Genomic DNA, 26,171 nt, shown 5'->3' with positions numbered 1-26,171 from the left:
GGAACACACCTTCCGAACTCCAGCATTAAGGACGATGGTGTCCGCGTATTTTTAAGCGGACGCTATCGCCCTTAACGTCAGGAATTCCATGCGCCAACGAAGCTCTTATCCCAAATCGTTCAAAGCCCAGGTTGTTCAGGAATGCCTGCAACCAGGTGCGACCATCTCCGGCGTCGCCATCAGCCATGGCATCAACGCTAACGTAATTCGAAAGTGGATGCCGCTGTACCGAGATCAACCGCCAGCGATGCTACCTGCTTTTATTCCAGTGAAATCTACGCCCAAACGGCCGACTGAAACGTCAGCGGTCATCGATCTACCGTTTGGCGATCAATCGATCACAGTGAAATGGCCAACTTCTGATCCTGAAGGATGCGCCCGCTTTGTCCGTGGGCTCACGCAATGATTCGCATCGATGCCATCTGGCTCGCCACCGAACCCATGGACATGCGTGCCGGCACTGAAACAGCGCTGGCCAGGGTGATTGCGGTGTTCGGTGCGGCGAAGCCGCACTGCGCTTATCTGTTTGCCAATCGTCGCGCTACCCGCATGAAAGTTCTGGTGCATGACGGGATTGGCGTCTGGCTGGCTGCACGGCGGTTGAACCAAGGCAAGTTTCATTGGCCTGGCATTCGACAAGGCTGTGAAATCGAGCTGGATGCCGAGCAACTTCATGCCTTGGTGCTCGGCCTACCTTGGCAACGGGTTGGGGCTGGCGGTGCAATCACACTGCTTTAAAAGGCTGTAATTCGCGCCTTGACCTACTGCCGCAAGCGAACTGCTTTGGTAAAATCCACGGCATGACTTCCTCGCCCAATCTCGATCATATGACCCCCGATCAACTGCGTGCCTTCGCTGCGCGGTTGCTGTCGCAGGTCGACACGATGGGCAAGAAGATCCAGCGGATCGAAACGGTCAACGAACAGCTCACCCACGAAATTGCACTGCTCAAACGGCACAAGTTCGCCAAGCGCAGCGAGCAACTTAGCCCTGATCAGGGCAGCCTGCTCGACGACCTGCTTGATACTGATATCGCAGTAATCGAGGCTGAGTTAAAGGCGGTCAATCCGCCTGCCTCACCAGCCGAACCGCGTCAGCAGCCCAAGCGTGCGCCGTTGCCGCCGCAGTTTCCACGAACTGTGATCCGTCACGAACCAGAGAACACCCAGTGCGTATGCGGCTGCCAGCTTCAGCGCGTCGGCGAAGACGTCAGCGAGAAGCTGGATTACACGCCGGGCGTGTTCATGGTCGAGCAACACGTACGTGGAAAATGGGCCTGCCGCGGGTGTGAAACGCTTATCCAGGCACCGGTACCGGCGCAAGTGATCGACAAAGGCATCCCGACCGCAGGCCTGTTGGCTCATGTGATGGTGGCCAAGTTCGCTGACCATTTGCCGCTGTATCGGCAAGAGAAAATCTTTGGCCGTGCCGGCCTGGCAATTGCTCGCTCGACTCTGGCGCAATGGGTCGGCCAAATCGGCGTGCAGCTCCAGCCGCTTGTCGATGCGTTACGCGAAATGGTACTTGCCCAAGGCGTGATCCACGCTGACGAAACGCCGGTGCAGATGCTCGCGCCGGGCCAGAAGAAGACCCATCGTGCCTACGTTTGGGCTTACTGCACTACGCCGTTTTCGCCGCTCAAGGCAGTGGTTTATGACTTCAGCCCGAGCCGTGCGGGCGAACATGCGCGCAACTTCCTTGGCCAGTGGAATGGCAAGTTGGTGTGCGACGACTTCGCCGGCTACAAAGCAAGCTTCCAGCAAGGCATCACTGAAATCGGCTGCATGGCGCATGCCCGCCGCAAATTCTTCGATCTGCATGCGACCAACAAAAGCCAGCTGGCCGAACAGGCGCTTCACTCGATTGGCGGGTTGTACGAAATCGAACGGCAAGCGCGAGATATGACTGACGAAGATCGCTGGAGAATACGTCAGGAAAAAGCGGCGCCAATACTCAATGCACTGCATGCCTGGATGCTGGCCCAACGCGATCTTGTGCCCGAAGGATCGGCTATCGCCAAAGCACTGGATTACAGCCTAAAGCGCTGGGGCGCACTGGCTCGATATATCCAGGACGGGGCAGTGCCCATAGATAATAACGCGGTCGAAAACCAGATACGGCCGTGGGCTCTTGGACGCTCGAATTGGTTGTTCGCCGGATCACTACGCAGCGGTAAGCGGGCGGCGGCAATCATGAGTTTGATCCAGTCGGCGCGCATGAATGGGCATGATCCGTATGCCTATCTAAAAGATGTGCTAACCCGGTTGCCGGCACAGCGGGCGAGTGAGATCGGCCAGTTGCTGCCGCATCAGTGGGTGCCTGCCTAACTTACGCAAGGTGTGTTGGGCAGAAGCTTACGGCCGATCATCAGAAGCGCTCATTGAATATCGCGGGCAAGGTGAGCTCCTTGACGAAGCTTGCTGAAGATAGGCTCAAGGTCATGCGAACTACCTGTACGACGTCATGTACAGGAATCAAGTAGCCTTCGCCACGTTGCTCGGCAAGCCCCCTCGGAGTACTCATTGGGTCTTCGGTATTTAGATCGCCTAAGTTCAAACAGGTCACGCCCAGGCGTTGCTGTCTGTAACCTTCGCGCAATGCATCGGCGATACCACGCAATGCAAACTTCGAGGCTCCAAAAGTGACTTCTGGTCTACCACTTTGCGGCAAGCCAGAAGTTGAACCAGTCAATATGATCCTTGGGTTAGCGCTTCTGAGCAGAACTGGGAGCAGCCGCTTTATCAGCATAATGGTCGAAGTGATATTGCAACTGACAATAGCTTCCACTTGGTCGTCGTTGTCTGCCAGGAAGTTGTATGCGGGATTAAAGGCAAACTCTTCCCATATTCCTAAGTTGTAGATCAGCGTATCAAGCCCGTCATCCACCACGGCCTGCTCGATTATTTGAGTAGCCTTTACGGGTTCACCAAGGTCTGCTTCTACCCAACGCACAACGACACCGGCGTTATGTGTAAGGTTTGTGGGGCGGGTGCGAGAGACACCTATCAAGGTGTCCCCATGCTCGCCCAATCCGTCAATTAGAGCTCTGCCCAACCCCTTGCTCGCCCCGACTACCATAGTTTTCATTATTGCCTCCTTGACCTATCAAAATCCGCATGTCGTTCCCTATTTTGGTTTGGCGGACGCTTACCGCTAAAAGATGAACGTACCGATCAATCCGCCAGAAATGCCTCCAGAACAGGTGTCAGCCATTCTGGTCGATCTTCTTGGGGCGAGTGATTCGCGAATGGAATATTCAAGAGCCTAGCGTTTAGCACCCGATCAGCGAGTTCAATTGCATTCGTGCGCGAGACAAGCATGTCTTCGTCGCCCCTGACCACCAGCAAATCGGCGGTGATGTTGCGCACAGCTTCGTTCGGGTAGCCATCCGCGCCTGAATCGAGCCAGAGAGCCCGCAGCGCCACTGCCAATCGCTCGAAATCTGGTGCGGGATTCATGACCTGATAACTATCGTAGCTGTGCGGGAACATCTCGCGCCAGCTCTCGGCTGTTACCTCTGTATACATGCCGCGCGTTGGGTCGTCTGCCTTCAATGCCCAGTGCGCGCCAATCGTTACCAGCTTGTCTATAGGGAGAGTGTTGGCGGCGGCAATCCGCAGTGCAGCTATGCCACCATCGCTATGGCCGATGATGCTGAAATGCTCAAGCCCCAGGTGCCTGACCACTGCTTCCACATCCTGCTGGATGCGCTTATAGGTCAGTCGTGATGGACCAAGTGTGGATCTTCCTTGGCCCCGGCTGTCGATGCCGATCAACCTGTAGTTCCGGCCCAAACGGGGCGTGATGGAATTAAAAGTCTCGATGTCACCAAAACCGCCGTGGAGGAATACCAAGACAGGGCCTTCCTTGTTCCCTTGCTGTTCAAAGTAGAGGCTCGCGTGGTCTATCTCAATATGCTGGCCGTCCTGGTGATTGAACGTCGTCATGTGCTTTTCCCTTTGTTGGATTGCTGTGTCGCGTGCAGGCTTCAGTCTACTGCTCTACATTATCGCATTTGCTATGACAAATGGGCGTGACGGTTCACTAAGCGTTAGGATCAGAAAGGCGTATTGACCAGACGCTTACCCGGAAGCAGCCCTCCGATGCGTCTGGAAAACTCCAAGCCATTCAAGCGGCGATTGCGTATATCCAGAATATTTGCGAAAACCTCAGTAGATTGAACGCTGCGAGTATGTATCTTCGCGCCACATTGAGATTTGATGGACGGACGTAATGCAGCACCTGGATCACTTATCCTTGCACTTGTTCATTCTGGTCTGTGAAGAGGGCACGATTGCAAGCGCCAGTGAGCGAGCATTTATGGCGCCCTCGGCGGTCAGCAAACGTATTTCCGACATTGAGGCGCGATTTGGTACGCGGCTACTAAAGCGCAGCAAACGCGGGGTTGAACCGACCCCGGCGGGGTTGGCGCTGCTTCGGCACGCTCGGTCTCTGACGCGGGCGATGGAGCGGCTCGATAGCGAGCTTGGCGAATACGCTAAAGGCGCCCGAGGGCATGTACGGGTGTTGGCAAACATCTCGTCAATTATGGAGTTTCTACCCGAAGAGCTGTCTGACTTCATGCTCAAACACCCTGGAATCCAGGTCGATATCGAAGAGCGTTTCAGCCCCGATGTGGTTCGCGGCGTAGCTGAAGGAAATGCCGATCTGGGCATTTTCCGGCGGTCGATGGCCGTGGGCGATCTTGAGTTCCTGCCGTATCGCCAAGACCACCTGGCCGTGGTGGTCAGCGCCAGTCATCCCTTGGCCGACCGCACCCGTATTGCCTTTGAAGACACACTGGCCTTTGATCATCTGGGCCTGTCCGCCTTCGCCACACTGAATACCTTCATGCGCGAAGACGCGGAAAAACATGGCAAGGAGCTGCGCTTCCGCTCCTATGTGTCGTCATTCGATGCCGCGTTCCGCCTGGTTCAGTTCGGTCTGGGGCTGGCAGTGTTTCCGCTGGAAGCAGTGGCGCGATATGCGCAACTGTTTGACCTGCGGATCATCCCGCTGACCGACGATTGGGCCTTGGGTGAGTTTGTGATTTGTGTGCGGGATCGTGATGCGCTGCCGCTTTCTGCGCGCCGGCTGTTGGATCACCTGCTGCTGCGTGCACCACCACGACAATCCGTTATCTGACCGGTGTCGATCCATCGTGGTTGACGATGGATCAGGGCGTGAATAACGTCTTTTCGGTCTGAGTGTGTCCCTCTAGTCTGAACCTGTGCTTCAGCCTGTGAGAGAACTTCATGACAACAATAACGATCAACGAAGTGGGCATGCGCGACGGCTTGCAGAGTCTTCAAGTCATCATGCCGACCACCGCCAAACGCCAATGGATCGATGCCGCCTATGCGGCTGGCGTACGCCATATGGAAGTCGCGTCTTTCGTGCCCGCCAAACTGCTGCCGCAAATGGCCGATGCCAAAGAAGTCGTGGCCCACGCCTTGAGTTACCCGGATCTGATCGTCTCGGTGCTGGCGCCGAACCTGCTTGGATGTCGCGATGCACTTGAATCCGGCGCCCACCGCATCATTGCGCCGGTTTCCGTAAGTGCGGCCCACAGCCTGGCTAATGTGCGTCGCACGCCGCTGGAAATGGTCGAAGAGCTGGCGCGCATGTGCCAACTGCGGATCGAAATGGGTTTGCACAACGTTCAACTCATCGCCGGGATGTCCGTTGCATTTGGCTGTACTCGTCAAGGCGAGGTGCCTTTGAGTGATCTCTGCGAATTGACGCGTCATGTGCTGGAAGCCGGCTGTGATCTGGTTTCCCTCGGCGACACCACCGGCTACGCGAATCCCGGGCAGGTGGCGACCACTTTGCAGGCGGTGCGCGCCATTGCCGGTGACAAGCTCAGGGCTGCGCACTTTCACGACACTCGCGGGCTGGCGCTCGCCAACAGCCTGGTGGCCGTGCAGCAAGGCGTAACCGAACTCGATTCCTCCCTGGCCGGGCTGGGCGGTTGCCCGTTCGCTCCAGGAGCGTCCGGCAACACGGTGACCGAAGACCTGGTGTTCATGCTCCAAAGCATGGGCTACGAGACAGGCATTGACCTGGTCGCGCTGATCGCCTCCCGCGACGTGCTTCGCGACGCATTGCCGCACGAAACCCTTTACGGCTGCATTGCCCGCGCCGGCCTTCCACTCAATTACGTGCCGGTTGCCGGTCTCACCTGAACCTGTCCGATCGAGGAGAACAATAATGTCCAGGCTTCCATTGGACGGCATTCGTATCGTTGAAATTTCTCACATGGTGATGGGCCCGACCTGCGGAATGATCCTGGGTGACCTCGGTGCCGAGGTGATCAAGATTGAACCGATCCGCGGAGACGGCACACGCCGTCTGCTGGGCGCCGGTGCCGGTTTTTTCCGCACGTTCAACCGCAACAAACAGTGCATCGCCATCGACGTCAATACTCAACAAGGACGAGAGGCGGTACTGGAGCTGATCGATACCGCTGACGTATTCATCGAGAATTTCAAGCCCGGCCGCATGAGCGAGCTCGGCTTCGGTTACGAAGCGATTCGTGAGCGTAACCCGCGCATCATCTATGCCTCGCACAAAGGCTTTCTCAACGGCCCCTATGACAATCGCCTGGCCTTGGATGAAGTGGTGCAGATGATGGCAGGCCTGGCCTACATGACCGGCCCGGTAGGCAGACCGCTGCGTGCCGGCAGTTCGGTGAACGACATCATGGGCGGGATGTTCGGTGCCATTGGCGTGCTCGCCGCGCTCAACGAACGCAACGTCACCGGCGTCGGTCGCGAAGTGCAGAGTGCGCTCTACGAAAACTGCGTATTGCTCTCTGCCCAACATATGCAGCAATACGTCGTGACCGGGCAGGCGGCCGCACCGATGCCGAACCGCATCAGTGCCTGGGCGATCTATGACGTGTTCGAGTTCGCTGGCGGTGAGCAGATGTTCGTTGCCGCCACCGGTGAAGGTCAATGGAACGCCTTATGCCAGTTGCTGGGCCAGACCGCGCTGCTCGACGACCAGACCCTCGCCACCAACAACGATCGGGTGCTGCAACGCCCGCGGTTGCTGGCTCACTTGGCTGAAGTCTTCGCGACCATGGATGCGCAGGCATTGGCTCTGCAGCTCGAAGCCCACAGCATTCCATTCGCGCCGATTCGTCGCCCGGAAGAGTTGTTCGAAGATCCTCACCTGCTGCAAAGCGGTGGGCTGGCAAATCTTGAACTCGAAGACGGATCGTTCACCGCCATGCCATTGCTGCCGTTGTCCCTGGATGGCAAGCGTCTGCAACCCCGTCGATCAATTCCACGCATCGGTGAGCATACCCACAAAGTCATGCGTGAACTGGGCTACAGCGACGAACACATTGCCGAGCTGTGTGCTGCCGGTGTTCTGAAAACTGATGCGCAGGCCTGAGGAGGAGCTGACATGGCTATCTATCAATATGACACGCTTATCCCCGCCATCCACGCCGAAACCTTCGTCGCGCAAGACGCTACCGTCATCGGCAATGTCACGCTGGAGCAGGGCGTCAGTATCTGGCCCCAGGCTGTTCTGCGGGGTGACAACGAGCCGATTCTCATCGGTCAGCACAGTAATGTGCAGGAAGGTGCGGTGCTGCATGCCGATCCGGGATTTGCGCTGACGGTGGGCAGGGGCGTCACCATCGGCCACCAGGCCATGTTGCATGGCTGCACCATCGGCGATGGTGCGCTTATCGGGATTCAGGCGGTAGTCCTCAATGGTGCGGTCATCGGCAAGAACTGCCTGGTGGGCGCCGGTGCCGTCGTCACCGAAGGCAAGGTGTTCCCGGACAACTCCCTGATCCTGGGTGCACCAGCCAAAGTCGTGCGCGAGTTGACACCTGAAGCGATCGCCGGCATGCACCGAAACGCCGAGGACTATGTCGTCAAAGGGCAGGTGTACAAGGACAAACTGATCCTGATCAGTTAACCCCGTTGAGCAAAGTTCCTGAAGGAACTTGCCTCTCTCCAATAATTACAAGAATGGAGAAACATCATGGTTGCCATGACTGGCGAAGTCGCACTTGCGCGCAGCGAAGAAACGATCAACGAACTGCTGCTCTATCGGCGCGTGGCCTGGCGCATCATGCCGCTGGCCATTATCTGCTTTCTGTTTTCTTATTTTGACCGGATCAACATTAGCTTCGCCAAGACCCAGATGCAGCAAGAATTGGGTTTGTCCGATGCGGCATATGGCCTGGCCGCGAGCATGTTTTTCTTCGGTTACGTGCTATTCGAAGTCCCCAGCAGCCTGGGACTCAAGCGCTATGGCGCGCCTGCCTGGATCTGTCGGATTATGATCTCCTGGGGGCTGGCGACGGCGGCGTTAATGTTTGCCTACACGCAATACACCCTGTACTTCCTGCGTTTTTTGATCGGCGTCATGGAAGCCGGCTTTGGCCCGGCGATTCTGTTCTACTTGGCGTGCTGGTTTCCCAAGAAGCACCTGGCGAAGATGAATGGCCTCTGGTTCCTGGCGGTACCTCTGGCAGGCGCCGTCGGCGGGCCGGCGGCAGGGATCCTGTTGGGCACGATGGACGGCGTGTTCGGTCTGGCGGGTTGGCACTGGCTGTTCCTGATGTCTGGACTGCCCTGCGTTGTACTCGGCCTGCTGGTGCTGTGGAAACTGGACCGAGACATCGAATCGGCCAAATGGCTAAGCCGTAGCGAGAAGGACCTCCTGGCGGCCAACCTGGCGCAGGACAACGTTAACCAGAAGCCTGTGCTTGGGTCATTGTGGCGTGTGTTACTGACCCGCGAAGTGGCGATCATGGCGTTCATCTACTTTGTGATCAAGACCGCCTCCTATGGTCTCAACTTCTGGATGCCACACCTGATCAAATCCTCCGGCGTGCAGAGCCTGTTCTGGATCGGGACGCTTTCGGCGCTGCCGTATATAGTGGCTTGCATCGGCATGGTGTGGCTGACGCGGCGTTCCGACCGTACGGGTGAGCGTAAGATTTACCTTGTTCTGTGCCTGATGACAGCGGCAGTAGGCTACTTGTTGGCCTGTCTGTTCTCCGACTCGTCATGGGCCATGATGGCAGCCCTCGTACTTGCTACCGCAGGCACTTTTATTGCGATCCCGATTTTCTGGACCATCCCGCAGTCGACCTTCTCCGGCCTGGCAATCGCTACCGGGACAGCAGCAATCAACTCCATCGGCCAATTGAGCGGCATCGTTGCACCTGTGATGGTGGGCAAAATCAACGATCTGTCCGGCTCTACCTACATGGGCATGCTCTCCATTGCACCGCTGATTCTAATCGCTTGTTTCGTCGTTATGCGCTGCGTCAAGAATCCTAAGTCCTGACGAAATTCTCACGAATGACCGGACTTATACCTCCTTGTCTTCTCCGTCTACACGCATGAACGGGCTTGCTGATTTTTGAGGGGTTGAATCGCGCAAGCGCTCTTGAACCGCCTTCACCCGTTAATGCCGTGGGTATCCAAGGGGGAGGGTTCATCTAAAGGCGGGTGCGTCCACTCCTATACAGCCCGTACGAGACGTGATGCTGCGTTAGGAATCTGCCTTTCTATTACCCAGATACGAGCGAAGCTGCTTGGTCCAAAAAACCGATGAGCGCATCACTTACGATGGCGGGAGTTATGTCGTCATTTTTGCAGCTATAAAATCAAGGTGCGAGTGTCAACCACTACGCGCCCAAGCTGATCGGATACTGCCCAGCGAGCATCTTCAGAGTGGAGCAAATTTACCTCGAGGCCAGGCAGTCCCACGAGTGGAGAGACGGGGCAGGAAATGTCGCTACCAAATAATGGCTACGAAACCTCGCAAGCTGTCCACGAAAACCGTGTACAAACGCGCCGATGTAGACTGTGGTCCAATCGTTTTGGGTAGTTCCAGACGATAGGCTCGCGAACTGGAGCGCCGAACTACGTCTGGTTTGTTCACATTCAATACACGCTTGCCTGCGTAATCGAGGTAGCCGTCCTTGACCTTCGACGTTTTTGCGGTCTTTAGCCATTGACTCACTAGCGCGTGAGACTCGGATAATTGATAGGGGGCTTCAATCTTCCGCCGGACTATAGGTGAGTTCAAATCAGTGCCAGTCGTGACGAGCGAGTTGTCACGGTCGAGCACTTGGAATCGGACATTGCCTTCGACCTGAGGAGGTTTGGGTTTGCGTTGTCGCTGCTTTTCCGATTTGGCCCAGTGGCCACGCCCAGGGAGAGGGATGCCGGCTTTGCGACAAGCCTTGGCGACGGCGACGTCGGAAACACCAAATTTCGTGGGCCAGTTTGACCATGGGTGTTTGCCATACTTTTTCGAACAGTTCCGCGACGGTGAAGCTCACGAATGTGTACATGCAGTCTGTCACCTTTGCTCGTCGCGGATTTAAGGCCATAACACGGGGTGTCGCGGATGTTAAATTCCGGGATGCTATGGGCGCAACCGCCTATGACGGTGCTCGCGTCTCTGGCGCCGCGTACACTGGAAAAGACAACATCGACTCGTTTGGCGTGTGCTCGTAGTTCGAGGACAACACCGCACTGAGCCGATCGCCCAACAGGTTCCAGGCGTTTTTCTTCTCTTCGGCATAGTCGTGATGCAAGTAATGACGTCTCACCCGAGAGCCAGCCAGGACATGATTTTGGCAGCGATCGATGACATCCAGACTAACGCCTAAGGCTTGCATCATGGTCGCCCCGGTACGGCGCAGGTCATGTGGCGTCCAGTCGCCGTTCTGGCCGTCGGCGAGCACCAGGGTATCGTCGTGACGCCGTCGTGAGAGGGCCTTGCGGTTTTTAAATCGGGCCTGGCGATCGCCTACCTGTTTGCTCACCACTTTCACGTCCACATGCCCATCATCCTGCTTGTTGGGGAAGCACCACTGGGAATGCCCCGTCAGGGTCTTGAGTTCCTGAAAGAAATGCAGGGCAAAGGGCGAGAGGAAGACATGGTGGTCCTGCTTCTTGCCCCGGGTGCCTTTGACGTTTTCACTGGGGAGGAACCAGGTCTGCCGGTCCAGATCGACATTTTTCCATTCGGCCTGCAGCAACTCGCCAATCCGGCACAGCGTGCCCAGGCTAATCCAGAGCGCAAGTTGGGTTTCCTTCTTCAGCGGTCGAATGCCGTCATATTTTTGACCGGCGGGGAGGGCGTCGTAATCGGCGGTCATTTGCTGGAAACGGTTGTGCAGTTCCAACAGCTCAGCCGGTGAAAGGATGCGGCTTCTTTCGGCTTCGTAGTCGGCCGGGATCAAGGGGGAGATGTCGACCAGCTCAGTTGGATCACCCTCGATCAATAAGGCCCGCCAAGGTTGGCGCTTTCTCGCCCAACCGAACATCTGAGTGAGGTCGGCGAAGAAACTGATGGCTTGCCGGTGAGCACCGCGGCTGACCACGGTGCGGATCAGCGCCCGAACATCGTGTTCGGAAACATTGTTCACCCCGGTCTTGCCGAGTGCCGGAAAAAGGTCCTTGTTAAAGCGTCGTTGCAATTCAGTATTGCCATCTTTGCGCGCCACGCCATCCAACAGCCACGCCTTGGCCAGATCCTGGACGGTCAGCGTTTTCACCTTTGTCGTTTTTACTTGTTCAGCCTCTACGTTAGCAGTGGCGTATGCCTGTGCCTTGGCGGTTTTCTTGTGCTCGTTGGGATTGATTTGCTCATCAATGAGCGCCCGGGCCTGATTGCGGGCCTTGCGGATGTCCGTCAGGGATTTGCGTGGCCAGGACCCGCAGGCGTATTCTTTGTTCTGGTCGCCCCACCGATAGCGATAGAAAAAGCTGACCGACACGCCGTCCTTACGCAGGGAAATTCGACCCGCGAGATTGCCATCTTCCCGGAGGATTCGGCCGGCATCGTTGGCGGTCAGCGACTCGAGTTCTTTGATGGTGATTTTGGCCATAAAATGGGTTCCCCCTACTTTTACCCCCACAAAAACGTCAGCTCTTGATGGACGTTACTGGACTCTCGTAGAGCAGAACATCGCTGGAGCTCAAGTAAATACTAGCTTAGAAAAATCCAGAGTAAAATGTTGGAGTCTTTCAAGAAGTATGAAAAAGGAGATGGGGTGCTAGGGGTCGAGTGTTCGAATCACTCCGTCCCGACCATATTTTTCAGTGACTTAGCCGAACTCCAGCCAGTTCGGCTTTTTTACGCATAGGGACTTTTGCGGGGGATCATCCCAACTTCCTCCTCAAGATCGTCACCGCCCCACGCTTGGATCCAGCCAATGCACTGAAAGCTTCCGGCCATCAAGGTCCTGGATGAGTTACGTCTGCTGATTCTGAAAATTCTTTTTAAACCCACACAGGTTCATTGAGCATAGGCAGATCTGAAGTACGATCAGCGCATACGCTTCAGCGTAAGCCCCAAATGGCCCAGGGCATAGTGCTCACTATGCAACAGAAGGCCCCCGCCATTCTTCTCGCTGGCCGTGGAACCCAATCCAGATAACTCCTTCAATCTCCTGCTAAAAAAGACTGAAGTATCCGGGCTGATATTCGGATTTTTTGAGAAGGGCCCTCAGCTGCCGACACCCAATGTGTGTAGTGCAGGGAGTTGGCGAAGGCCTCCAGGCCGACTGTGTGTCTACTGGTGGAGCATCGCTTCCACTTGAGCGACGCTGATACGCGGAATCACACTCGCCGGAATCTTCGAAATATCGGATAAGTTGTAAACCATGAAGTCATCCCCGATGACTTTCTTGGACATCAACTCGAACGACGGCAGTATGCGGGTGTAATAGTGCTGGTCGAGCCCGCAGGGGGAGTTTATGGAGTCCTTCGTTTCGTAAAACCTCCCCGACTTTTCGTCCAGGTCGACGCCCACCAGGAAAACCTTGGAGAACCCGACGTGGAATGCCAGCTGGATGGCCAGGTAGGCCACGGTTCGGGCATCAAAAAAGCCCTGGCTCATGTCCTTGCTGAACCCGATGGACCGTTTCCGAAAGGCGATCAAGGGGTGATCAGTAACCAGCTCTTTTGATCTTCCGAGCGCCACATCGATCCACGACGGTTTTGGCGCCTTGGACAGCGGGTAGAGCTGCCCGGTTGGACGAGCATGGGAGGATTGCGCATGGTCTTCCCACAGCGCGACCCTTTGGCTGACAGCCATGGCGTAGTTGAATAAATCCGGCTGCTGTTTGGAAAAGCTTCTGTCCGTGCAGGCGTAAAAACTCGGCTTGATGTCGGTGTTCATAAACATCGAAATGGAGCCATTCATGGTGATCATGGGCACGTGCGCGAACTTTTCGAGGGGGAATGATTTGGCTGACAGGCCGGAAGCGATAATAAAAACCGCTCCTGATTCGACATTCCGACAGGCAGCAAAATCGTTCAGGTACAGCGGGTGTGCGCTTGAACGCCATGGCGCTGGCACGGGTGCAAACAAAGCCAGCTTTTTGTCGGCAACAGGCTTGGCCTCGACGAAGGGCATCTGTTTCATCCGATCTATCCGCGTAGTGAAAGGAAAATCCACACATCAGCCGACCAAGGCTCGATAGCGGAGTTCCTTTATAAAAAACAATACATAAACGCGGCTTCGCCAGACGTCCGGTATTTGTGTAGGGCCTTTCCGAGAAGGGGGAAACGCATCAACACGCCGCAACCTTTAAAACGTCTGCCCCATGGAGAACTGAAACACCTGCTTGTCCGCGTTCTCCGGCGTGCGAATCGGGTAGGCCAAGTTCACACTCAGCGGCCCCAGCGGGCTGTACCATGTCACCCCAACTCCCACCGAACTGGCCATCTGGCTTAGGTCCACGCTGCCGCAGCCCTGGGTCGTGCTGAGGTAGCACTTGTCCGAATACACCGTCCCTACGTCCCAGAACAACGAGGTTCGCACGGATTTGTTGTCTTTGATGAACGGCACCGGGAACAGGTACTCCGCGCCGCCGGTTATCAGGATATTGCCGCCCAGCGACTCGGTGTCCCGGTCCGAGTAGTACGCCTGCCCGGCACTGGCGTAGGCACCGGTTGCCGGGGTGTTGCGCGGGCCGAGGGTGCCGCTTTCAAAGCCGCGCACCGTGCCTTCGCCGCCGGCGGTGTAGGTTTCATAGAAGGGCAGCCCGTCCGTGGAGCCGTAGCCGCTGCCGTAGCCGAGCTTGGTGTGAAAGCGCAGTGATGTGGTGTTGCTGACAGGCAGGAACGTCTGCCCCGTGTAGTCGATTTTGTAGAAACTCAGGTCGCTGCCGGGCACCGTCACCATCAGGTTGAGGTTTTGCGAATGCCCGCGAGTCGCCAGCACGCCTTTGTTCAAGGTCGACTCCGACCAGCCAAGGTTGGCCTTGAAGTTGGTGAATTCCTTGCCTTCGCGCTCGATAAAGTCGTAGATCTCGTCGGCGCTGTAGGTGCCCGGTTCGATGCTGTCGTGTTGTACGGTCAGGCCAAAGTTCAAGCGCGAGGTTTCATTGATCGGGTAACCGAGGGTGGTGCCCAGGCCAAAACTATTGATGGCGTAATAGGAAACCCCGTCATCGTAGTACTTGTTGTAGTCGGTCTTGCTGTAGAACGCGTTGTAACCCAGGCTCACCCCGTCGGTGGTGAAGTAGGGATCGGTGAAACCGATGTTGTACTTGCTCTGGTAGGACGAGCGGGTCAGCCCCAGGCTGGCGTAGTTGCCGGTGCCGAGGAAATTGTTCTGGGTGATCGAGCCGCCGAGGATCAGCCCCGAACTCTGGGCAAAGCCGACACTGGCGGTAATCGAACCGGACGCCTGTTCTTCCACGGCGTAGTTCACATCCAACTGGTCATCGAGGCCGGCCACCGCAGGCGTCTCGACGTTCACCTCCTTGAAGAACCCCAGGCGCTCCAGGCGCACCTTGGACTGATCGATCAGGTAGGTTGACGCCCAGCCACCTTCCATCTGGCGCATTTCCCGCCGCAGCACCTTGTCGTCGGTCTTGGTATTGCCACGGAAGTTGATACGGTTGACGTAGGCCCGCTTACCGGGGTCGACGGAGAACGTGACGTCAACCGTGTGGTCTTCATCGTGGGCCTGCGGCACGCCGTTGACGTTGGCGAACGTGTAGCCTTCGTTGCCCAGGCGACGGGTAATCAGCTCCGAGGTGGTGGTCATCAGTTTGCGTGAGAACACCTGGCCCTTCTGCACCAGCAGCAAGGACTGGACCTGGTCCTGCGGGACTTTCAGCTCACCACTGAGCTTCACCTCGCGCACCGTGTATTTCTGGCCTTCCTGGATGTTCACGGTGATGTAGACGTGCTTTTTGTCCGGGGTCATCGAGACCTGGGTCGAGGTGATATCCATGTTGATATAGCCACGGTCCAGGTAATAGGAGCGCAAGCGTTCAAGGTCGCCCGACAGCTTCTCCCGTGCGTATTTGTCGTCGTTCTTGAAAAACGACAGCCAGTTGCTGGTCTTGAGGGTGAACTGGTCGATCAGGGCATCGTCGGGGAACACCGTGTTGCCTACCACGTTGATGTGCTGGATCGACGCCACTTCACCTTCGTCGATCTTGATTTTCAAGCCTACGCGGTTACGCGGCTGAGCCACCACCTGCGCGTCCACCGACGCCGAGTAACGGCCCTGGGCAACGTACTGGCGCTGCAACTCGTTGCGTATCCCTTCCAGGGTGGCGCGTTGGAAAATCTCGCCCTCGGCAAGGCCCGATTGCTTCATGCCTTTCATCAGGTCATCGGTGGCAATCGCCTTGTTGCCCTCGAACTCGATACTGGCAACCGAAGGACGCTCGACTACATTGATGATCAACACATCGCCTTCGCGGCTCAGTTGGATGTCCTGGAAGTAACCGGTCTTGAACAGCGCGCGGGTCGAGTCCACCAGGCGCCGGTCATCCGCTTCGTCGCCGACGTTCAGGGGTAATGCCCCGAACACGCTGCCTGCAGAGACCCGTTGCAGGCCGTTGATTCGAATATCCGAGATTTTGAAGCCTTGGGCGAGTGCCAGTGAGGCATTGAGCAGCAGCGCAACCGAGCAGAGCAGGCGCGAAAAATTCATCAAGATCTTTTCCAGAACACATCGACAAGCAGCGCCGGCACGCATGGACAACTCGCCGCGCGGCCGGACTGGTGAACATCCAGCATACGAGCGAGGGGCGTTTGGTGCGGTTAACCGAATGTCAAGTTAGGTAAAGTTTGGCCTGGGATGCCGATGCCGGGCCGATAATGCGCAACCCCCCACCGACGAGCCCGAGATGATCCGCGTATTGTTGGTCGACGACGACCAGGAACTGACTGACATGCTGAGCCAATACCTCGCGCGCGAAGGCTTTGAGACCACGGCCGTGCACACGGGGGAGGAGGGCGAGGTGGAGGCGCTGTCGGGGCGCTACAGCATTGTGGTGCTGGACGTGATGCTGCCCCAGCGCTCGGGCATCGAAGTGCTCCGGCGCATCCGCGTCGTCAGCCAGGTACCCGTAGTGCTGCTCACCGCCCGTGGTGACAACATCGACCGCATCACCGGCCTGGAACTCGGCGCCGATGATTACGTGCCCAAGCCCAGCTCCCCCGGCGAACTGGTCGCGCGCCTGCGCGCCATCATGCGCAGGGTGCAGCCGGTGGGCCAGCCGACCACCGAAGTGATCAAGACCGGCGCGCTGGTGTTGTGGCCCGGCAGGCGCCAGGCCCTGTGGAACGGCCTCGAGCTGGGTGTGACCAGCACCGAGTTCAGCCTGCTGGAAGAGCTGGCCCGCAGTGCCGGCCAGGTAGTGAGTAAAAAGGATCTGTCACTCAATGCCCTCGGTTGCCCGCTGACCCGCTACGACCGGCGCATCGACGTGCATATCAGCAGCATCCGGCAAAAACTCGGGCCGCGCCCGGACGCCAAGGCCTGGATCCAGAGCGTACGTGGCCTCGGCTACTTGTTGATTGCCGAATGACCAGGCCCAGCCTGCTGTTCTGGAAACTGTTCCTGGCCTTCTGGCTGGCGACCACCTTGACCTTCCTGGTGGGCGTCGGCGTGCTTGAACTGGGCCGTTTCCAGCCGAATGACCCGCATGTGGAAGCCATGCTGGCGGCCGAAGACAAGCTACTGCAAACGTTCGGTGTCGAGGCGGGCGGCCAGCTCCTGGCGGTGTGGGAGCGCCCGGCGGATGAGGCCATCGGCGTCTACAACAGTGCCGGGCAATTGCTGATAGGTGGGCCGGTGACGCAGCCGGCCTATGAGCGAGCGGTCGTCAGCAAGGAAGGCCTGGCGCTGTCGATCAGGTCGACCCACGCGCCCGGTAACCCGCCCGGCCGGCCCTGGCACCAGATTCCGTTGATCATCGGCACATTGATGAGTGCGCTGTTCAGCGGCTACATGGCCTATTACCTGGCCTGGCCCCTGGCTTACCTGAAGCGCGCCATGAGCGACGCGGCCCAGGGACGCTTCGAAACCCGGGTCAAGCCGGCCATGGGCAAGCGTCGCGACGAGATCGTCGACCTGGCGGAAGACTGCGACCGCATGGCCAACCAGTTGAAGGGGCTGGTGGAGGCCCAGCAGCAACTGCTGCACGACATCTCCCATGAACTGCGCTCCCCGCTGACGCGCATGCAGGCGGCCATCGGCCTGTTGCGCCAGGACGCCGCCCGCCTGGAAATGCTCGAACGCATCGAGCGCGAATCCGAGCGCATGGACACCCTGATCGAGGCGTTGCTGACCCTGGCGCGCCTGCAAGGCCGCCCGGAAAGTATCGAGCGCGAGCCCGTGGATATTGTCGAATTGCTGGCGATGATCGTTGAAGATGCGCAGTTCGAAGCCGGCATCAAAGGCTGTCGCGTGCACCTGCAGGCGTGCCCGCCGTTTATCGCCTGCGTCAGCGGTGAGTTGTTGTACCGCTGCTTCGAGAACGTGATTCGCAATGCCGTGCGCTACACCCGGCCGGACACCACCGTGTGCGTGTCGGCGCAGGTCAACCAGGATGCGAACCGCCTCACGGTACAGATCACCGACCAAGGGCCGGGCGTCGACAATGACCGGCTGCACAGCATTTTCCAGCCGTTCGAACGTGGTGTGGGCGATGCCAGCGTGGGGTTTGGCCTGGGGCTGGCCATTGCTGCGAGGGCCGTCCAGATGCACGGCGGCCACATCCTCGCGCGCAACGAGCCGGGCGGCGGGCTGACAGTGGAGATCACCCTGCACAGCGCGCGATCTTTACACGACATTACATTGGCTTGACCGCCCTGTACGTCGCGCCTGATTAGACTTGTCGCCATTGATTGAGTGGAGGTGACGATGTTTCAGGTGCATAAGAAGGGCTTCGTGCCCGGCAGGAAAATGGTCGACGGCCTGGTCCCTTACGACTTCTTTTGCGAAGACAGCCCGGCGATCAATCTGTTTGTGTTTACCGGCGCCGCTACGCCGGGCGCCACCGTCGAAGAACAGACCCTGTGGGGCTTCACTCGGTTGGAACGTTTTGAGGCGATGAGCCACGCGTTGGTGAGCAACCAGCGGCACGCCGGCTGGTTTCAAAGCGTCAATGTGCTCACCGGGCCCAGCCACAACGGCACGCTAAGCGTGAAATTCCAGCGCGTGCTGAAAATCATCAAGCACGCCAGCCCGGCCCGTAAGGCCGACTACGAGATCCTCACCGACGAAGGCGACACCTATTTCACCCGCCAGGCGGTCGGCGAAAACAGCGCGCAAACCGTCATCTATTCGGCCGAGCCATAACGCCAACGGTGGGCTGGATTCGCCTCAAGCAAAAGCATCTCACCCACGTCCTGCTTGTTACTTCCGCCCACCAATGGGGCATCTTCTGCGCCATTGGGTAGCAAATTCCCACGCGACTTTTCAACGCCAGCGCCAGCTTTTTCCCTTCTATCCGATCTGAATCAATCACTTGGCTCCTGGCCCAGGCCGTTGGCACGCATTCTGCTTTTTTGTATTCGTGGATAATTGGATACAAAAATTCAAAAGGTGCTGCCGATGCAATTCGCTCCCGCTTACGTTGACCGCCAGCCCCTCACCGCCGAGGAGGAGGCCTACAACTTTCTGCTCGATGCCATTTGCGGCGGCCGCTACCGCAAGGGCGACCGGCTGATCGCCGAAGACATCGCCAGCGAGATCGGCATGAGCCGCATGCCGGTGCGCGAAGCCTTTCGCCGCCTTGATGCCCAGGGCCTGGTGACCCTGCGGCCCAACCGTGGCGCGATCGTCAGCGGTCTGGATATCGATGAGCTGCACGAAGTGTTCGAGATGCGCAGCGCCCTCGAAGGCCTGGCGGTGCGCGTGGCCGTCGGCCGTATCGGTGAGCGTCAACTGGCGGCCCTGGAGCGCATGCTCGACGCGATGGACGACTACCGCGATGAGAGCGCCGCCTGGGTCAGCCGCCATCGCGCGTTCCATGAATACCTGTGCAGCCTCAGCGGCCGCCCACGCTTGATGAAGCAGATTTCGGCGCTGTACTCGCTGGTCGAGGCGCCCATGCGCTTGTGGTTGCAGCACGGCGAAAAACCCCTCAGTGCCCGCCAGGAACACGCGGTGATCCTCGATGCGATCCGCGCCGGCGACGCCGCCCGCGCCGAAGCCGTGGTGCGCGAACACATCGAAGGCACCGTGCCGGCGCTGATCCAGTTCCTGCAAACCGAACAATAAGAAACACCCGCTGTGTTTTGACTTTAGTCCTGCCCCGTTATTCAACGAACTGGAGTGTCTGGTCATGCATAAATGCCGCGCCTTGCTGGTGGCTGTCTCCTTCGGTCTCTGCGCACAAGGGGCCTTTGCTGCGCCTCAAGTGCCGGATCGTCTGCAAAAAGTCGACAAACTTGTCTATTGCTCGGGGATGGATTCCCCGCCCCTGGTGTCCTTCGACGAAGCCCAGAAACCCCGCGGGCTCACCGTCGACCTGGGCCTGGAAATCGCCAGGCGCCTGGGCGACAAGCAAGTGCAATGGCGGGTGATTCCGTTCTCTGGCCTGGTGCCGGCGCTGCTCGCCCAGCAGTGCGACATGATCGTCGACCAGCTGTTCGACAAACCCGAGCGGCGCCAGGTGATCGACATCGTCAACTACATGTATTCCAGCCAGTCGGTGGTGGTGCCCAAGGGCAACCCCAAGGGCATCAAGGCGCTGGATGACCTGTCCGCGCACAAGGTCGCGGTGCTCAACGGCTCCACCATCAAGACCCTGCTCGATGCCCACAATGAAAGCCTGGCCAAGGCCGGCAAGCCCCCGATGAAACTGGTGGTCTACAACACCGACACCGACGCGTTCCAGGCCCTGCGCATCAGCCAGGTCGACGCCTACGGCACCACCGTGGAAACCGCCGGTTACTACGCAGCAATGGCCCCGGACCTGTTCCAGGAAGGCGTGCCGGCGTTCAGCCGCATCCTCACCGGCCTGGGCATACGCAAGGACGACCCGCAACTGACCGCCGCCGTGCAGCAGGTGATCAGCGATATGCGCAGCGATGGCAGCTATGTGCAGTTGCTGGACAAATGGCATGTCAGCAGCGACACACTCGACTGAGGCGTACCTGCGATGAATTTCAATTGGGATGTGTTCTGGCAGTACCTGCTGCAGCCCAGCGGGGTTTACCTCACGGGGCTGTGGCTGACCTGCCTGATCAGCGTACTGGCGATGCTGCTGGGCTGCGCGCTGGGGCTGGCGGCGGCGTTGTTGCGCTTGTCGAAGAACCCGCTGTTGCATCTGCCGGTGCGTTTTTACGTGTGGCTGATGCGCGGCACGCCGCTGCTGGTGCAGATCGTGTTTCTGTACACGGCGCTGGCGGCGGGCGGGATTTTCCGCTTTGAGGATATCGAACTGTTCGGCCTGATCGTCCCCGGCAATATCCAGGCGGCGATCATTGCCCTGGGCCTCAACGAAGGTGCCTACATGGCCGAGATCATCCGTGCCGGCATCGGCGCGGTGGACAAGGGCCAATATGAAGCCGGGCGCTCCCTGGGCATGGGCTTCGCCAAGTTGATGCGGCGCATCGTGCTGCCCCAGGCGTTCCGGGTGATCGTGCCGCCGCTGGGCAATGAGTTCAACGTGATGCTCAAGAACACCACCCTGGTCAGCGTGATCGGTGTGCAGGAACTGCTGCTCAGCACCCAGATGATCACCTCGGCCACCTTCCGGGTGTTCGAGCTGTACCTGGTGGTTGCCTTGTACTTCCTGACGCTGACCACCCTCTGGGGCTTTTTCCAGCGCTGGCTCGAAGCCCGCTTCAGCCAGTCCGACCGGCCTTCCGCGCCACCACCGGCAGCCAGCCGCATGTTCGGGCGCAGCACCCTGAAACTGCTGAGGGGACGATAACCATGGCGCACCAAAGTGAAGAGCTGATCATTGAGGCACTGGATATTCAGAAGTCGTTCGGCGCGTTGCAGATCCTCAAGGGTATCTCGCTGCAAGTACGGCGCGGCGAAGTGGTGGTGCTGATCGGCGCCTCGGGCTCGGGCAAGACCACCTTTATCCGCTGCATCAACCTGCTGGAAGACATCCAGGGCGGGCGCATCCGCGTCAACGGCCGCGCCATGGGCTATCGCGAGCGCAGCGACGGCAGCCTGGTGCGTGATTCGGAGCGCAACATCGCCCGCCAGCGCCGCGACATTGGCATGGTGTTCCAGCGCTTCAACCTGTTCCCCCATATGACGGCGCTGGAAAACATCATTGAAGCGCCGATCCAGGTCCTCGGCACGCCACGTGCCGAAGCACTGGAACAGGCCCGTGGCCTGTTGGCGCGGGTCGGCCTGGCGGACAAGGCCAGCCATTACCCGTCGATGCTCTCCGGCGGCCAGCAGCAACGGGTCGCCATCGCCCGCGCCCTGGCGATGAAACCCCAGGCCATGCTGTTCGACGAACCCACCAGCGCCCTCGACCCGGAAACCGTCGGCGAAGTGCTGCAGGTGATGAAAGAGCTGGCCGAGGAGGGCATGACCATGGTGGTGGTCACCCATGAAATGGGCTTTGCCCGGGAAGTGGCAGACCGCGTGGTGGTTCTCGACCAGGGCGAACTCATCGAACAAGGGCCGCCGGAACAGATCTTCAGCCACCCCAGTCATCCCCGGACCCGGGCGTTTCTCAGCCGTGTGTTATGACTTTTTTTGAAGAGCCTTTGCCATGTTGAAATTTTCTGCTCACGAGTATCCCTATCCATCGCAGCGCCAGAGCGTATTTGCCCGCCGTGGCATGGTCGCCGCGTCCCAGCCCCTGGCTGCCCAGGCCGGTATCGAGATCATGCAAAAGGGCGGTAACGCCATCGACGCGGCCATCGCCACGGCGGCCGCGCTCACGGTGGTGGAGCCCACCGGCTGCGGCCTGGGCGGCGATGCGTTTGCCCTGGTGTGGTGCAAGGGCCAGTTGCATGGCCTGAACGGCAATGGCCATGCGCCGGGCGCCTTGAGTGTCGAGGCGGTCAAGGCTGCCGGGCACGATCGGATGCCGCTGTACGGCTGGACCCCGGTGACCGTGCCCGGCTGCCCATCGGCCTGGGCGGAGCTGTCGCAACGCTTCGGCAAGCTGGCGTTTGCCGAGTTGCTGCAACCGGCCATCCGCCTGGCCCGCGAGGGTTTCCCGCTGTCACCGGTGGTTGCCCACCAATGGCAGATCTCCTTGAACGAATTCAGCCCGCACCGCGATGAAGTGCTGCAAGCCTGGTTCGACACGTTCCTCATCGATGGGCGCGCACCCCAAGCGGGCGAGATTTTCCGCAACCCGGCCCAGGCGCGCACCCTGGAAGAACTCGCCGCCAGCCGTTGCGAAAGCCTGTATCGCGGTGCCCTGGCCGCACGCCTGGACGCCCACTCACGGGCCACCGGGGGTTACCTGCGCGCCAGTGATCTCAAGGACTACCGCGCACAGTGGGTGGACCCGATCCACATCAATTATCGCGGTGTCGACGTCTGGGAAATCCCGCCGAGCGGCCAGGGCCTGGTGGCGCTGATGGCGCTGAACATCCTCGAAGGCTTCACCTTCGATCACCGCGACAGCCAACAGACCTGGCACCGCCAGCTCGAGGCCATGAAGCTCGCCTACAGCGACGGCCTGCATTACATCACCGACCCGCTGCACATGCGCGTGGCAGTGGCCGACCTGCTCAGCGACGACTACAGCGCGCGCCGTCGCAGCCAGATCGGCGAACAGGCCCAGGCGCCCAAGCCCGGTGACCCGCACGCCAGCGGCACGGTGTACCTGGCCACGGCGGACGCCGAAGGCAATATGGTCTCGTTCATCCAGAGCAACTACCACGGCTTCGGCTCCGGCGTGGTACTGCCCGACAGCGGCATTGCGTTGCAGAACCGTGGGCAGGAATTCAGCCTCGACCCGAGCCACGCCAACTGCCTGGCAGCAGGCAAGAAAACCTTCCACACCATCATCCCCGGTTTCCTCACCAAGGACGGCCAGGCCCTGGGCCCGTTCGGCGTGATGGGCGGCTACATGCAGCCCCAGGGTCACGTACAGATGGTGATGAACCTGGTGGACTTCGGCCTCAACCCCCAGGCCGCACTGGATGCGCCGCGCTGGCAATGGCTGGGCGACATGAAGGTCGGCATCGAGCAGGGTGCCTCCCGCGACCTGGCCAATGCCCTGGCCCGGCGTGGTCACCAGGTGCAGATCGCCAGCGACCTCACCGACTACGGCCGTGGGCAGATCATCCTGCGCGACCCGGTCAGCGGCGTGCTGTGCGGCGGCACCGAACCGCGTGCGGATTCCCATATCGCGGTATGGTAACCAGGGCAGGGCATGGCGCCGCCATTGCCCTGCCATTTTGAAAAAAGTTGGTCGAAGCCTGTCCCCTTTTTTCACCTCGCCTGTCATTCCAGGCAAGTGAACAAAATCGAGAGCTTCTTCCAATGCCCGCAGTCCACCCCTTGCGCTTGCGCCCGTTGCTCAAACTGAGCCTGATGCTGAGCCTCAGCGCCAGCCCCTTGTTCGTCCCCGTCAGCTATGCCGAAGACAGCGCCGCGCGCCGCAGCTACCAGGTGCCGGCCGGCAGCCTGAGTGCGGCGTTGACCCGTTTTGCCGGGCTGTCGGGGGTCAACCTGTCGGTGGACCCGGCGCTGGTCAGCGGGCGCAGCAGCAGCGGTTTATCCGGCGAATATGGCGTGGAAGAGGGCTTTGCCCGCTTGCTGCAAGGCTCCGGCCTGCAATTGCAGCCCATGGGGGAGCAGGCCTACATGCTGGTGCCGGTGCCGGAGGGCGGCAGCCTGGAGCTGGCGCCCACGTCGATTCTCGGTACCACCGGCCTGTACGACGGCGACACCTACGCCGGTGGCCAGGTGGCGCGGCGTGGCTCGCAAGGCCTGCTGGGCACCCGGGACTTCATGGAAACCCCGTTCAGCATGACCACCTACACCCAGGACGCGGTGAAAAACCAGCAGGCGCGCACCCTTGGCGACCTGATCGCCAGCGACCCGTCGGTACGCGCCACCAACCCGGCCGGCGGGCGGTATGAGCAGTTCACCATTCGCGGCTTCAGCCTGTTCAACAGTGATGTGTCGTACAACGGCCTGTACGGCGTGCTGCCGACCTACACCATCGACATGGAGATGGCCGACCGCGTCGACATCTTCAAAGGCCCCACCCAGTTGATCAACGGCATCTCGCCGCGCGGCAGCGTGGGCGGCGGGATCAACGTGGTGCCCAAGCGCGCCACCGACAAGGACATCACCTCGTTCACCGGCACCTGGGCCTCCGACAGCCAGGCCGGTGGCGCCGTGGATGTGGGCCGGCGCTTTGGCGAGGACAACAAGTTCGGCCTGCGCTTCAACGGCGTGAAGCAGTCCGGCGATACCGAATGGGACCACCAGAGCGTCGACCGTGAGATGGCCGTGCTGGGCCTGGATTTTCGTGGCGAGCGCCTGCGCCTTTCCACGGATATCGGCCGCACCGAGCGCGACACCGATGCGCCGCAGGAGCGTGTGCAAGTCGCGGCTGCCGCGCCGGTGCCCAGCGCCAACGATGTGCGCCGCAACTATGCGCAGTCCTGGAGCAAGGCCCGCACCAAGGACACCTTCGGTACGCTGAATGCCGAATATGACCTCAGCGATTCGGTGATGCTCTACGGCGGTGTCGGCGCGCGCAAAAGCAACCACGAGTTCCTGCGCCATGCTGTTTCGGTGACCAATGCGGCCGGTGATTTCACCGTGCAGCCCCGGGACTTCACCCGCGATGAAAACGTCCGTACCGCCACGGCCGGCGTGCGTAACTGGTTCCACACCGGGCCGGTGAGCCATGAGGTCAACCTGGCCGCCAGCTACTTCTATATGGACTTCACCAACGGCGGTGCGCGTTATGCCAACGCATCGAGCAATCTCTACAACCCCGTGCAAACCCCGACGCCGTCGGTGGCCACGCGCCAGGATGCGAAGGTCTATACCGAGAACACGTTCAGTGGCGTGGCCGTGTCCGACACCCTGGGTTTCTTCGATGACCGCCTGTTGCTCACCCTCGGTGCGCGCTGGCAGCGCGTGATCGTGGATGACTGGAGCGACGGCATCAAAGGCGACACCAACTACGACGAAGAAAAGATCTCGCCTTCGGGCGGCCTGCTGTTCAAGGCCACCGACAAGCTGTCGCTGTACGCCAACTACATGGAAGGGTTGAGCCAGGGCAAGATCGCACCGTCCACGTCGAGAAACGAAGACCAGATCTTCCCGCCGTTTATCAGCCGCCAGGTGGAAGTCGGCGCCAAGTACGACGCCGGCGCCTTCGCCGTCACCGCCGCGGTGTTCCGCATCAAGCAACCGGCCTACGAGACCAACGCCACGTCGCGGCTGTTCGGTCCCAATGGCAAGCGCCAGAACACCGGTGCGGAGCTGAGCGTGTTCGGCGAACCCCTCAAGGGCGTGCGCCTGCTCGGCGGCGTGATGTACATCGACAGCAAATTGAAGGACACCACCAATGGCGCCTGGGACGGCAACCGCGCGCCGGCCACGCCCAAGTACAACGTCAACCTCGGTGCCGAGTGGGATGTCCCGACCCTCGAAGGCCTGACCCTGACCAGCCGTGGCATCCACTCCAGTTCTCAATACCTGGACCAGTCCAACGTCAAGGAAATCGACGCCTGGAACCGCATCGACGTCGGCGCCCGCTATGCGTTCAAGGTCGATGACAAGCACATCACCCTGCGGGCGAACGTGGAGAACGTCGCCGACAAGCGCTACTGGAGTTCGGCCGGCGCATCGGATGACAGCGAGCCGGGGCTGACCCTGTCGACCCCGCGTACCTACCTGCTGTCTGCCACCGTCGACTTCTAGACGCGGATTGAAAATGTGGGAGGGGGCTTGCCCCC

Annotated in this window: 22 protein-coding genes; 17 read left to right on the top strand and 5 right to left on the bottom strand. The window is 59.5% G+C overall.

Translation table 11 applies throughout. From position 1 onward, the window contains the following. The first annotated feature begins 88 nt into the window (after nucleotides 1-88). The 3 genes from B9N88_RS26045 to B9N88_RS26035 all read left to right on the top strand — a co-directional run bounded on the left by B9N88_RS26045 (nucleotide 89) and on the right by B9N88_RS26035 (nucleotide 2,327). A complete protein-coding gene (locus B9N88_RS26045) occupies nucleotides 89-406 on the top strand; it encodes an IS66-like element accessory protein TnpA (protein ID WP_081744473.1) in 318 nt (105 codons plus the stop codon). After that, entirely contained in the window at nucleotides 403-738 is a 336-nt protein-coding gene (gene tnpB, locus B9N88_RS33010; RefSeq protein WP_027607385.1) for an IS66 family insertion sequence element accessory protein TnpB, read from the top strand. Before B9N88_RS26045 ends, tnpB begins: the two co-directional genes overlap by 4 nt. 62 nt (nucleotides 739-800) lie before the next feature. Then, the gene (locus B9N88_RS26035; RefSeq protein WP_027607386.1) at nucleotides 801-2,327 is read left to right on the top strand and encodes an IS66 family transposase; all 1,527 of its coding nucleotides are present in this window, start codon (nucleotides 801-803) and stop codon (nucleotides 2,325-2,327) included. Between the two features lie 40 nt (nucleotides 2,328-2,367). Here the strand turns inward: B9N88_RS26035 and B9N88_RS26030 are convergent, their stop codons facing one another. After that, nucleotides 2,368-3,087, bottom strand: coding sequence for an SDR family NAD(P)-dependent oxidoreductase (locus B9N88_RS26030; RefSeq protein ID WP_027607387.1), 720 nt, complete (start codon nucleotides 3,085-3,087; stop codon nucleotides 2,368-2,370). Nucleotides 3,088-3,173: 86 nt separating this feature from the next. After that, nucleotides 3,174-3,947, bottom strand: coding sequence for an alpha/beta fold hydrolase (locus tag B9N88_RS26025; protein WP_027607388.1), 774 nt, complete (start codon nucleotides 3,945-3,947; stop codon nucleotides 3,174-3,176). A gap of 286 nt (nucleotides 3,948-4,233) precedes the next feature. On the opposite strand from B9N88_RS26025, the gene B9N88_RS26020 reads away from it, so the two are divergent. The 5 genes from B9N88_RS26020 to B9N88_RS26000 all read left to right on the top strand — a co-directional run bounded on the left by B9N88_RS26020 (nucleotide 4,234) and on the right by B9N88_RS26000 (nucleotide 9,321). Beyond that, on the top strand, nucleotides 4,234-5,145 hold the full coding sequence (locus tag B9N88_RS26020; protein ID WP_027607389.1) for a LysR family transcriptional regulator: 912 nt from the start codon (nucleotides 4,234-4,236) through the stop codon (nucleotides 5,143-5,145). Nucleotides 5,146-5,255: 110 nt separating this feature from the next. Beyond that, on the top strand, nucleotides 5,256-6,185 hold the full coding sequence (locus tag B9N88_RS26015; RefSeq protein WP_027607390.1) for a hydroxymethylglutaryl-CoA lyase: 930 nt from the start codon (nucleotides 5,256-5,258) through the stop codon (nucleotides 6,183-6,185). A 25-nt stretch (nucleotides 6,186-6,210) separates the two neighbouring features. Then, nucleotides 6,211-7,401: a CaiB/BaiF CoA transferase family protein gene (locus tag B9N88_RS26010; RefSeq protein WP_027607391.1), complete on the top strand. Its 1,191-nt coding sequence runs from the start codon at nucleotides 6,211-6,213 to the stop codon at nucleotides 7,399-7,401. 12 nt (nucleotides 7,402-7,413) lie between these two features. Beyond that, a complete protein-coding gene (locus tag B9N88_RS26005) occupies nucleotides 7,414-7,938 on the top strand; it encodes a gamma carbonic anhydrase family protein (protein WP_027607392.1) in 525 nt (174 codons plus the stop codon). 66 nt (nucleotides 7,939-8,004) lie between these two features. Then, nucleotides 8,005-9,321 (top strand): MFS transporter, encoded by a 1,317-nt coding sequence (locus B9N88_RS26000; protein ID WP_027607393.1) that lies wholly within the window; start codon nucleotides 8,005-8,007, stop codon nucleotides 9,319-9,321. Between the two features lie 1,105 nt (nucleotides 9,322-10,426). Here the strand turns inward: B9N88_RS26000 and B9N88_RS25990 are convergent. The 3 genes from B9N88_RS25990 to bamA form a co-directional block, all read right to left on the bottom strand. Continuing rightward, nucleotides 10,427-11,881, bottom strand: coding sequence for a tyrosine-type recombinase/integrase (locus B9N88_RS25990; protein WP_027607394.1), 1,455 nt, complete (start codon nucleotides 11,879-11,881; stop codon nucleotides 10,427-10,429). 686 nt (nucleotides 11,882-12,567) lie between these two features. Continuing rightward, a complete protein-coding gene (locus tag B9N88_RS25980) occupies nucleotides 12,568-13,422 on the bottom strand; it encodes a lipopolysaccharide biosynthesis protein (protein WP_081744474.1) in 855 nt (284 codons plus the stop codon). 165 nt (nucleotides 13,423-13,587) lie between these two features. Beyond that, nucleotides 13,588-15,954: an outer membrane protein assembly factor BamA gene (bamA, locus tag B9N88_RS25975; RefSeq protein ID WP_027607396.1), complete on the bottom strand. Its 2,367-nt coding sequence runs from the start codon at nucleotides 15,952-15,954 to the stop codon at nucleotides 13,588-13,590. 196 nt (nucleotides 15,955-16,150) lie between these two features. Here bamA and B9N88_RS25970 point away from each other — a divergent pair, with 196 nt between their 5' ends. The 9 genes from B9N88_RS25970 (at nucleotide 16,151) to B9N88_RS25930 (ending at nucleotide 26,136) form a co-directional block, all read left to right on the top strand. Further along, complete coding sequence (locus B9N88_RS25970) at nucleotides 16,151-16,834, top strand: response regulator transcription factor (protein WP_027607397.1); 684 nt, start codon at nucleotides 16,151-16,153, stop codon at nucleotides 16,832-16,834. Next, entirely contained in the window at nucleotides 16,831-18,114 is a 1,284-nt protein-coding gene (locus B9N88_RS25965) for a HAMP domain-containing sensor histidine kinase (RefSeq protein WP_027607398.1), read from the top strand. Before B9N88_RS25970 ends, B9N88_RS25965 begins: the two co-directional genes overlap by 4 nt. Nucleotides 18,115-18,171: 57 nt before the next feature. Next, complete coding sequence (locus B9N88_RS25960; RefSeq protein ID WP_027607399.1) at nucleotides 18,172-18,609, top strand: hypothetical protein; 438 nt, start codon at nucleotides 18,172-18,174, stop codon at nucleotides 18,607-18,609. A gap of 255 nt (nucleotides 18,610-18,864) precedes the next feature. Further along, nucleotides 18,865-19,533: a GntR family transcriptional regulator gene (locus B9N88_RS25955; RefSeq protein WP_027607400.1), complete on the top strand. Its 669-nt coding sequence runs from the start codon at nucleotides 18,865-18,867 to the stop codon at nucleotides 19,531-19,533. A 64-nt stretch (nucleotides 19,534-19,597) separates the two neighbouring features. Beyond that, entirely contained in the window at nucleotides 19,598-20,404 is an 807-nt protein-coding gene (locus B9N88_RS25950; protein ID WP_027607401.1) for an ABC transporter substrate-binding protein, read from the top strand. Nucleotides 20,405-20,416: 12 nt separating this feature from the next. Further along, nucleotides 20,417-21,193 (top strand): amino acid ABC transporter permease, encoded by a 777-nt coding sequence (locus tag B9N88_RS25945; protein ID WP_027607402.1) that lies wholly within the window; start codon nucleotides 20,417-20,419, stop codon nucleotides 21,191-21,193. Nucleotides 21,194-21,195: 2 nt separating this feature from the next. Then, complete coding sequence (locus B9N88_RS25940; protein WP_027607403.1) at nucleotides 21,196-21,975, top strand: amino acid ABC transporter ATP-binding protein; 780 nt, start codon at nucleotides 21,196-21,198, stop codon at nucleotides 21,973-21,975. A gap of 22 nt (nucleotides 21,976-21,997) precedes the next feature. Then, entirely contained in the window at nucleotides 21,998-23,608 is a 1,611-nt protein-coding gene (locus B9N88_RS25935; RefSeq protein WP_027607404.1) for a gamma-glutamyltransferase family protein, read from the top strand. Nucleotides 23,609-23,730: 122 nt separating this feature from the next. Next, on the top strand, nucleotides 23,731-26,136 hold the full coding sequence (locus B9N88_RS25930; RefSeq protein WP_027607405.1) for a TonB-dependent receptor: 2,406 nt from the start codon (nucleotides 23,731-23,733) through the stop codon (nucleotides 26,134-26,136). The last annotated feature ends 35 nt before the right edge of the window (nucleotides 26,137-26,171 follow it).

Source organism: Pseudomonas sp. LAMO17WK12:I1 (assembly GCF_900177315.1).
GTDB lineage: Bacteria > Pseudomonadota > Gammaproteobacteria > Pseudomonadales > Pseudomonadaceae > Aquipseudomonas > Aquipseudomonas marginalis.
This window is presented reverse-complemented; position numbering and strand designations above follow the sequence as displayed.

Excerpts from the sequence above, each read along its gene's own strand:
- B9N88_RS26045 (WP_081744473.1), top strand. The coding sequence starts at position 89 with ATGCGCCAACGAAGCTCTTATCCCAAATCGTTCAAAGCCCAGGTTGTT.
- tnpB (WP_027607385.1), top strand. The coding sequence starts at position 403 with ATGATTCGCATCGATGCCATCTGGCTCGCCACCGAACCCATGGACATG.
- B9N88_RS26035 (WP_027607386.1), top strand. The coding sequence starts at position 801 with ATGACTTCCTCGCCCAATCTCGATCATATGACCCCCGATCAACTGCGT.
- B9N88_RS26030 (WP_027607387.1), bottom strand. The coding sequence starts at position 3,087 with ATGAAAACTATGGTAGTCGGGGCGAGCAAGGGGTTGGGCAGAGCTCTA.
- B9N88_RS26025 (WP_027607388.1), bottom strand. The coding sequence starts at position 3,947 with ATGACGACGTTCAATCACCAGGACGGCCAGCATATTGAGATAGACCAC.
- B9N88_RS26020 (WP_027607389.1), top strand. The coding sequence starts at position 4,234 with ATGCAGCACCTGGATCACTTATCCTTGCACTTGTTCATTCTGGTCTGT.
- B9N88_RS26015 (WP_027607390.1), top strand. The coding sequence starts at position 5,256 with ATGACAACAATAACGATCAACGAAGTGGGCATGCGCGACGGCTTGCAG.
- B9N88_RS26010 (WP_027607391.1), top strand. The coding sequence starts at position 6,211 with ATGTCCAGGCTTCCATTGGACGGCATTCGTATCGTTGAAATTTCTCAC.
- B9N88_RS26005 (WP_027607392.1), top strand. The coding sequence starts at position 7,414 with ATGGCTATCTATCAATATGACACGCTTATCCCCGCCATCCACGCCGAA.
- B9N88_RS26000 (WP_027607393.1), top strand. The coding sequence starts at position 8,005 with ATGGTTGCCATGACTGGCGAAGTCGCACTTGCGCGCAGCGAAGAAACG.
- B9N88_RS25990 (WP_027607394.1), bottom strand. The coding sequence starts at position 11,881 with ATGGCCAAAATCACCATCAAAGAACTCGAGTCGCTGACCGCCAACGAT.
- B9N88_RS25980 (WP_081744474.1), bottom strand. The coding sequence starts at position 13,422 with ATGAAACAGATGCCCTTCGTCGAGGCCAAGCCTGTTGCCGACAAAAAG.
- bamA (WP_027607396.1), bottom strand. The coding sequence starts at position 15,954 with ATGAATTTTTCGCGCCTGCTCTGCTCGGTTGCGCTGCTGCTCAATGCC.
- B9N88_RS25970 (WP_027607397.1), top strand. The coding sequence starts at position 16,151 with ATGATCCGCGTATTGTTGGTCGACGACGACCAGGAACTGACTGACATG.
- B9N88_RS25965 (WP_027607398.1), top strand. The coding sequence starts at position 16,831 with ATGACCAGGCCCAGCCTGCTGTTCTGGAAACTGTTCCTGGCCTTCTGG.
- B9N88_RS25960 (WP_027607399.1), top strand. The coding sequence starts at position 18,172 with ATGTTTCAGGTGCATAAGAAGGGCTTCGTGCCCGGCAGGAAAATGGTC.
- B9N88_RS25955 (WP_027607400.1), top strand. The coding sequence starts at position 18,865 with ATGCAATTCGCTCCCGCTTACGTTGACCGCCAGCCCCTCACCGCCGAG.
- B9N88_RS25950 (WP_027607401.1), top strand. The coding sequence starts at position 19,598 with ATGCATAAATGCCGCGCCTTGCTGGTGGCTGTCTCCTTCGGTCTCTGC.
- B9N88_RS25945 (WP_027607402.1), top strand. The coding sequence starts at position 20,417 with ATGAATTTCAATTGGGATGTGTTCTGGCAGTACCTGCTGCAGCCCAGC.
- B9N88_RS25940 (WP_027607403.1), top strand. The coding sequence starts at position 21,196 with ATGGCGCACCAAAGTGAAGAGCTGATCATTGAGGCACTGGATATTCAG.
- B9N88_RS25935 (WP_027607404.1), top strand. The coding sequence starts at position 21,998 with ATGTTGAAATTTTCTGCTCACGAGTATCCCTATCCATCGCAGCGCCAG.
- B9N88_RS25930 (WP_027607405.1), top strand. The coding sequence starts at position 23,731 with ATGCCCGCAGTCCACCCCTTGCGCTTGCGCCCGTTGCTCAAACTGAGC.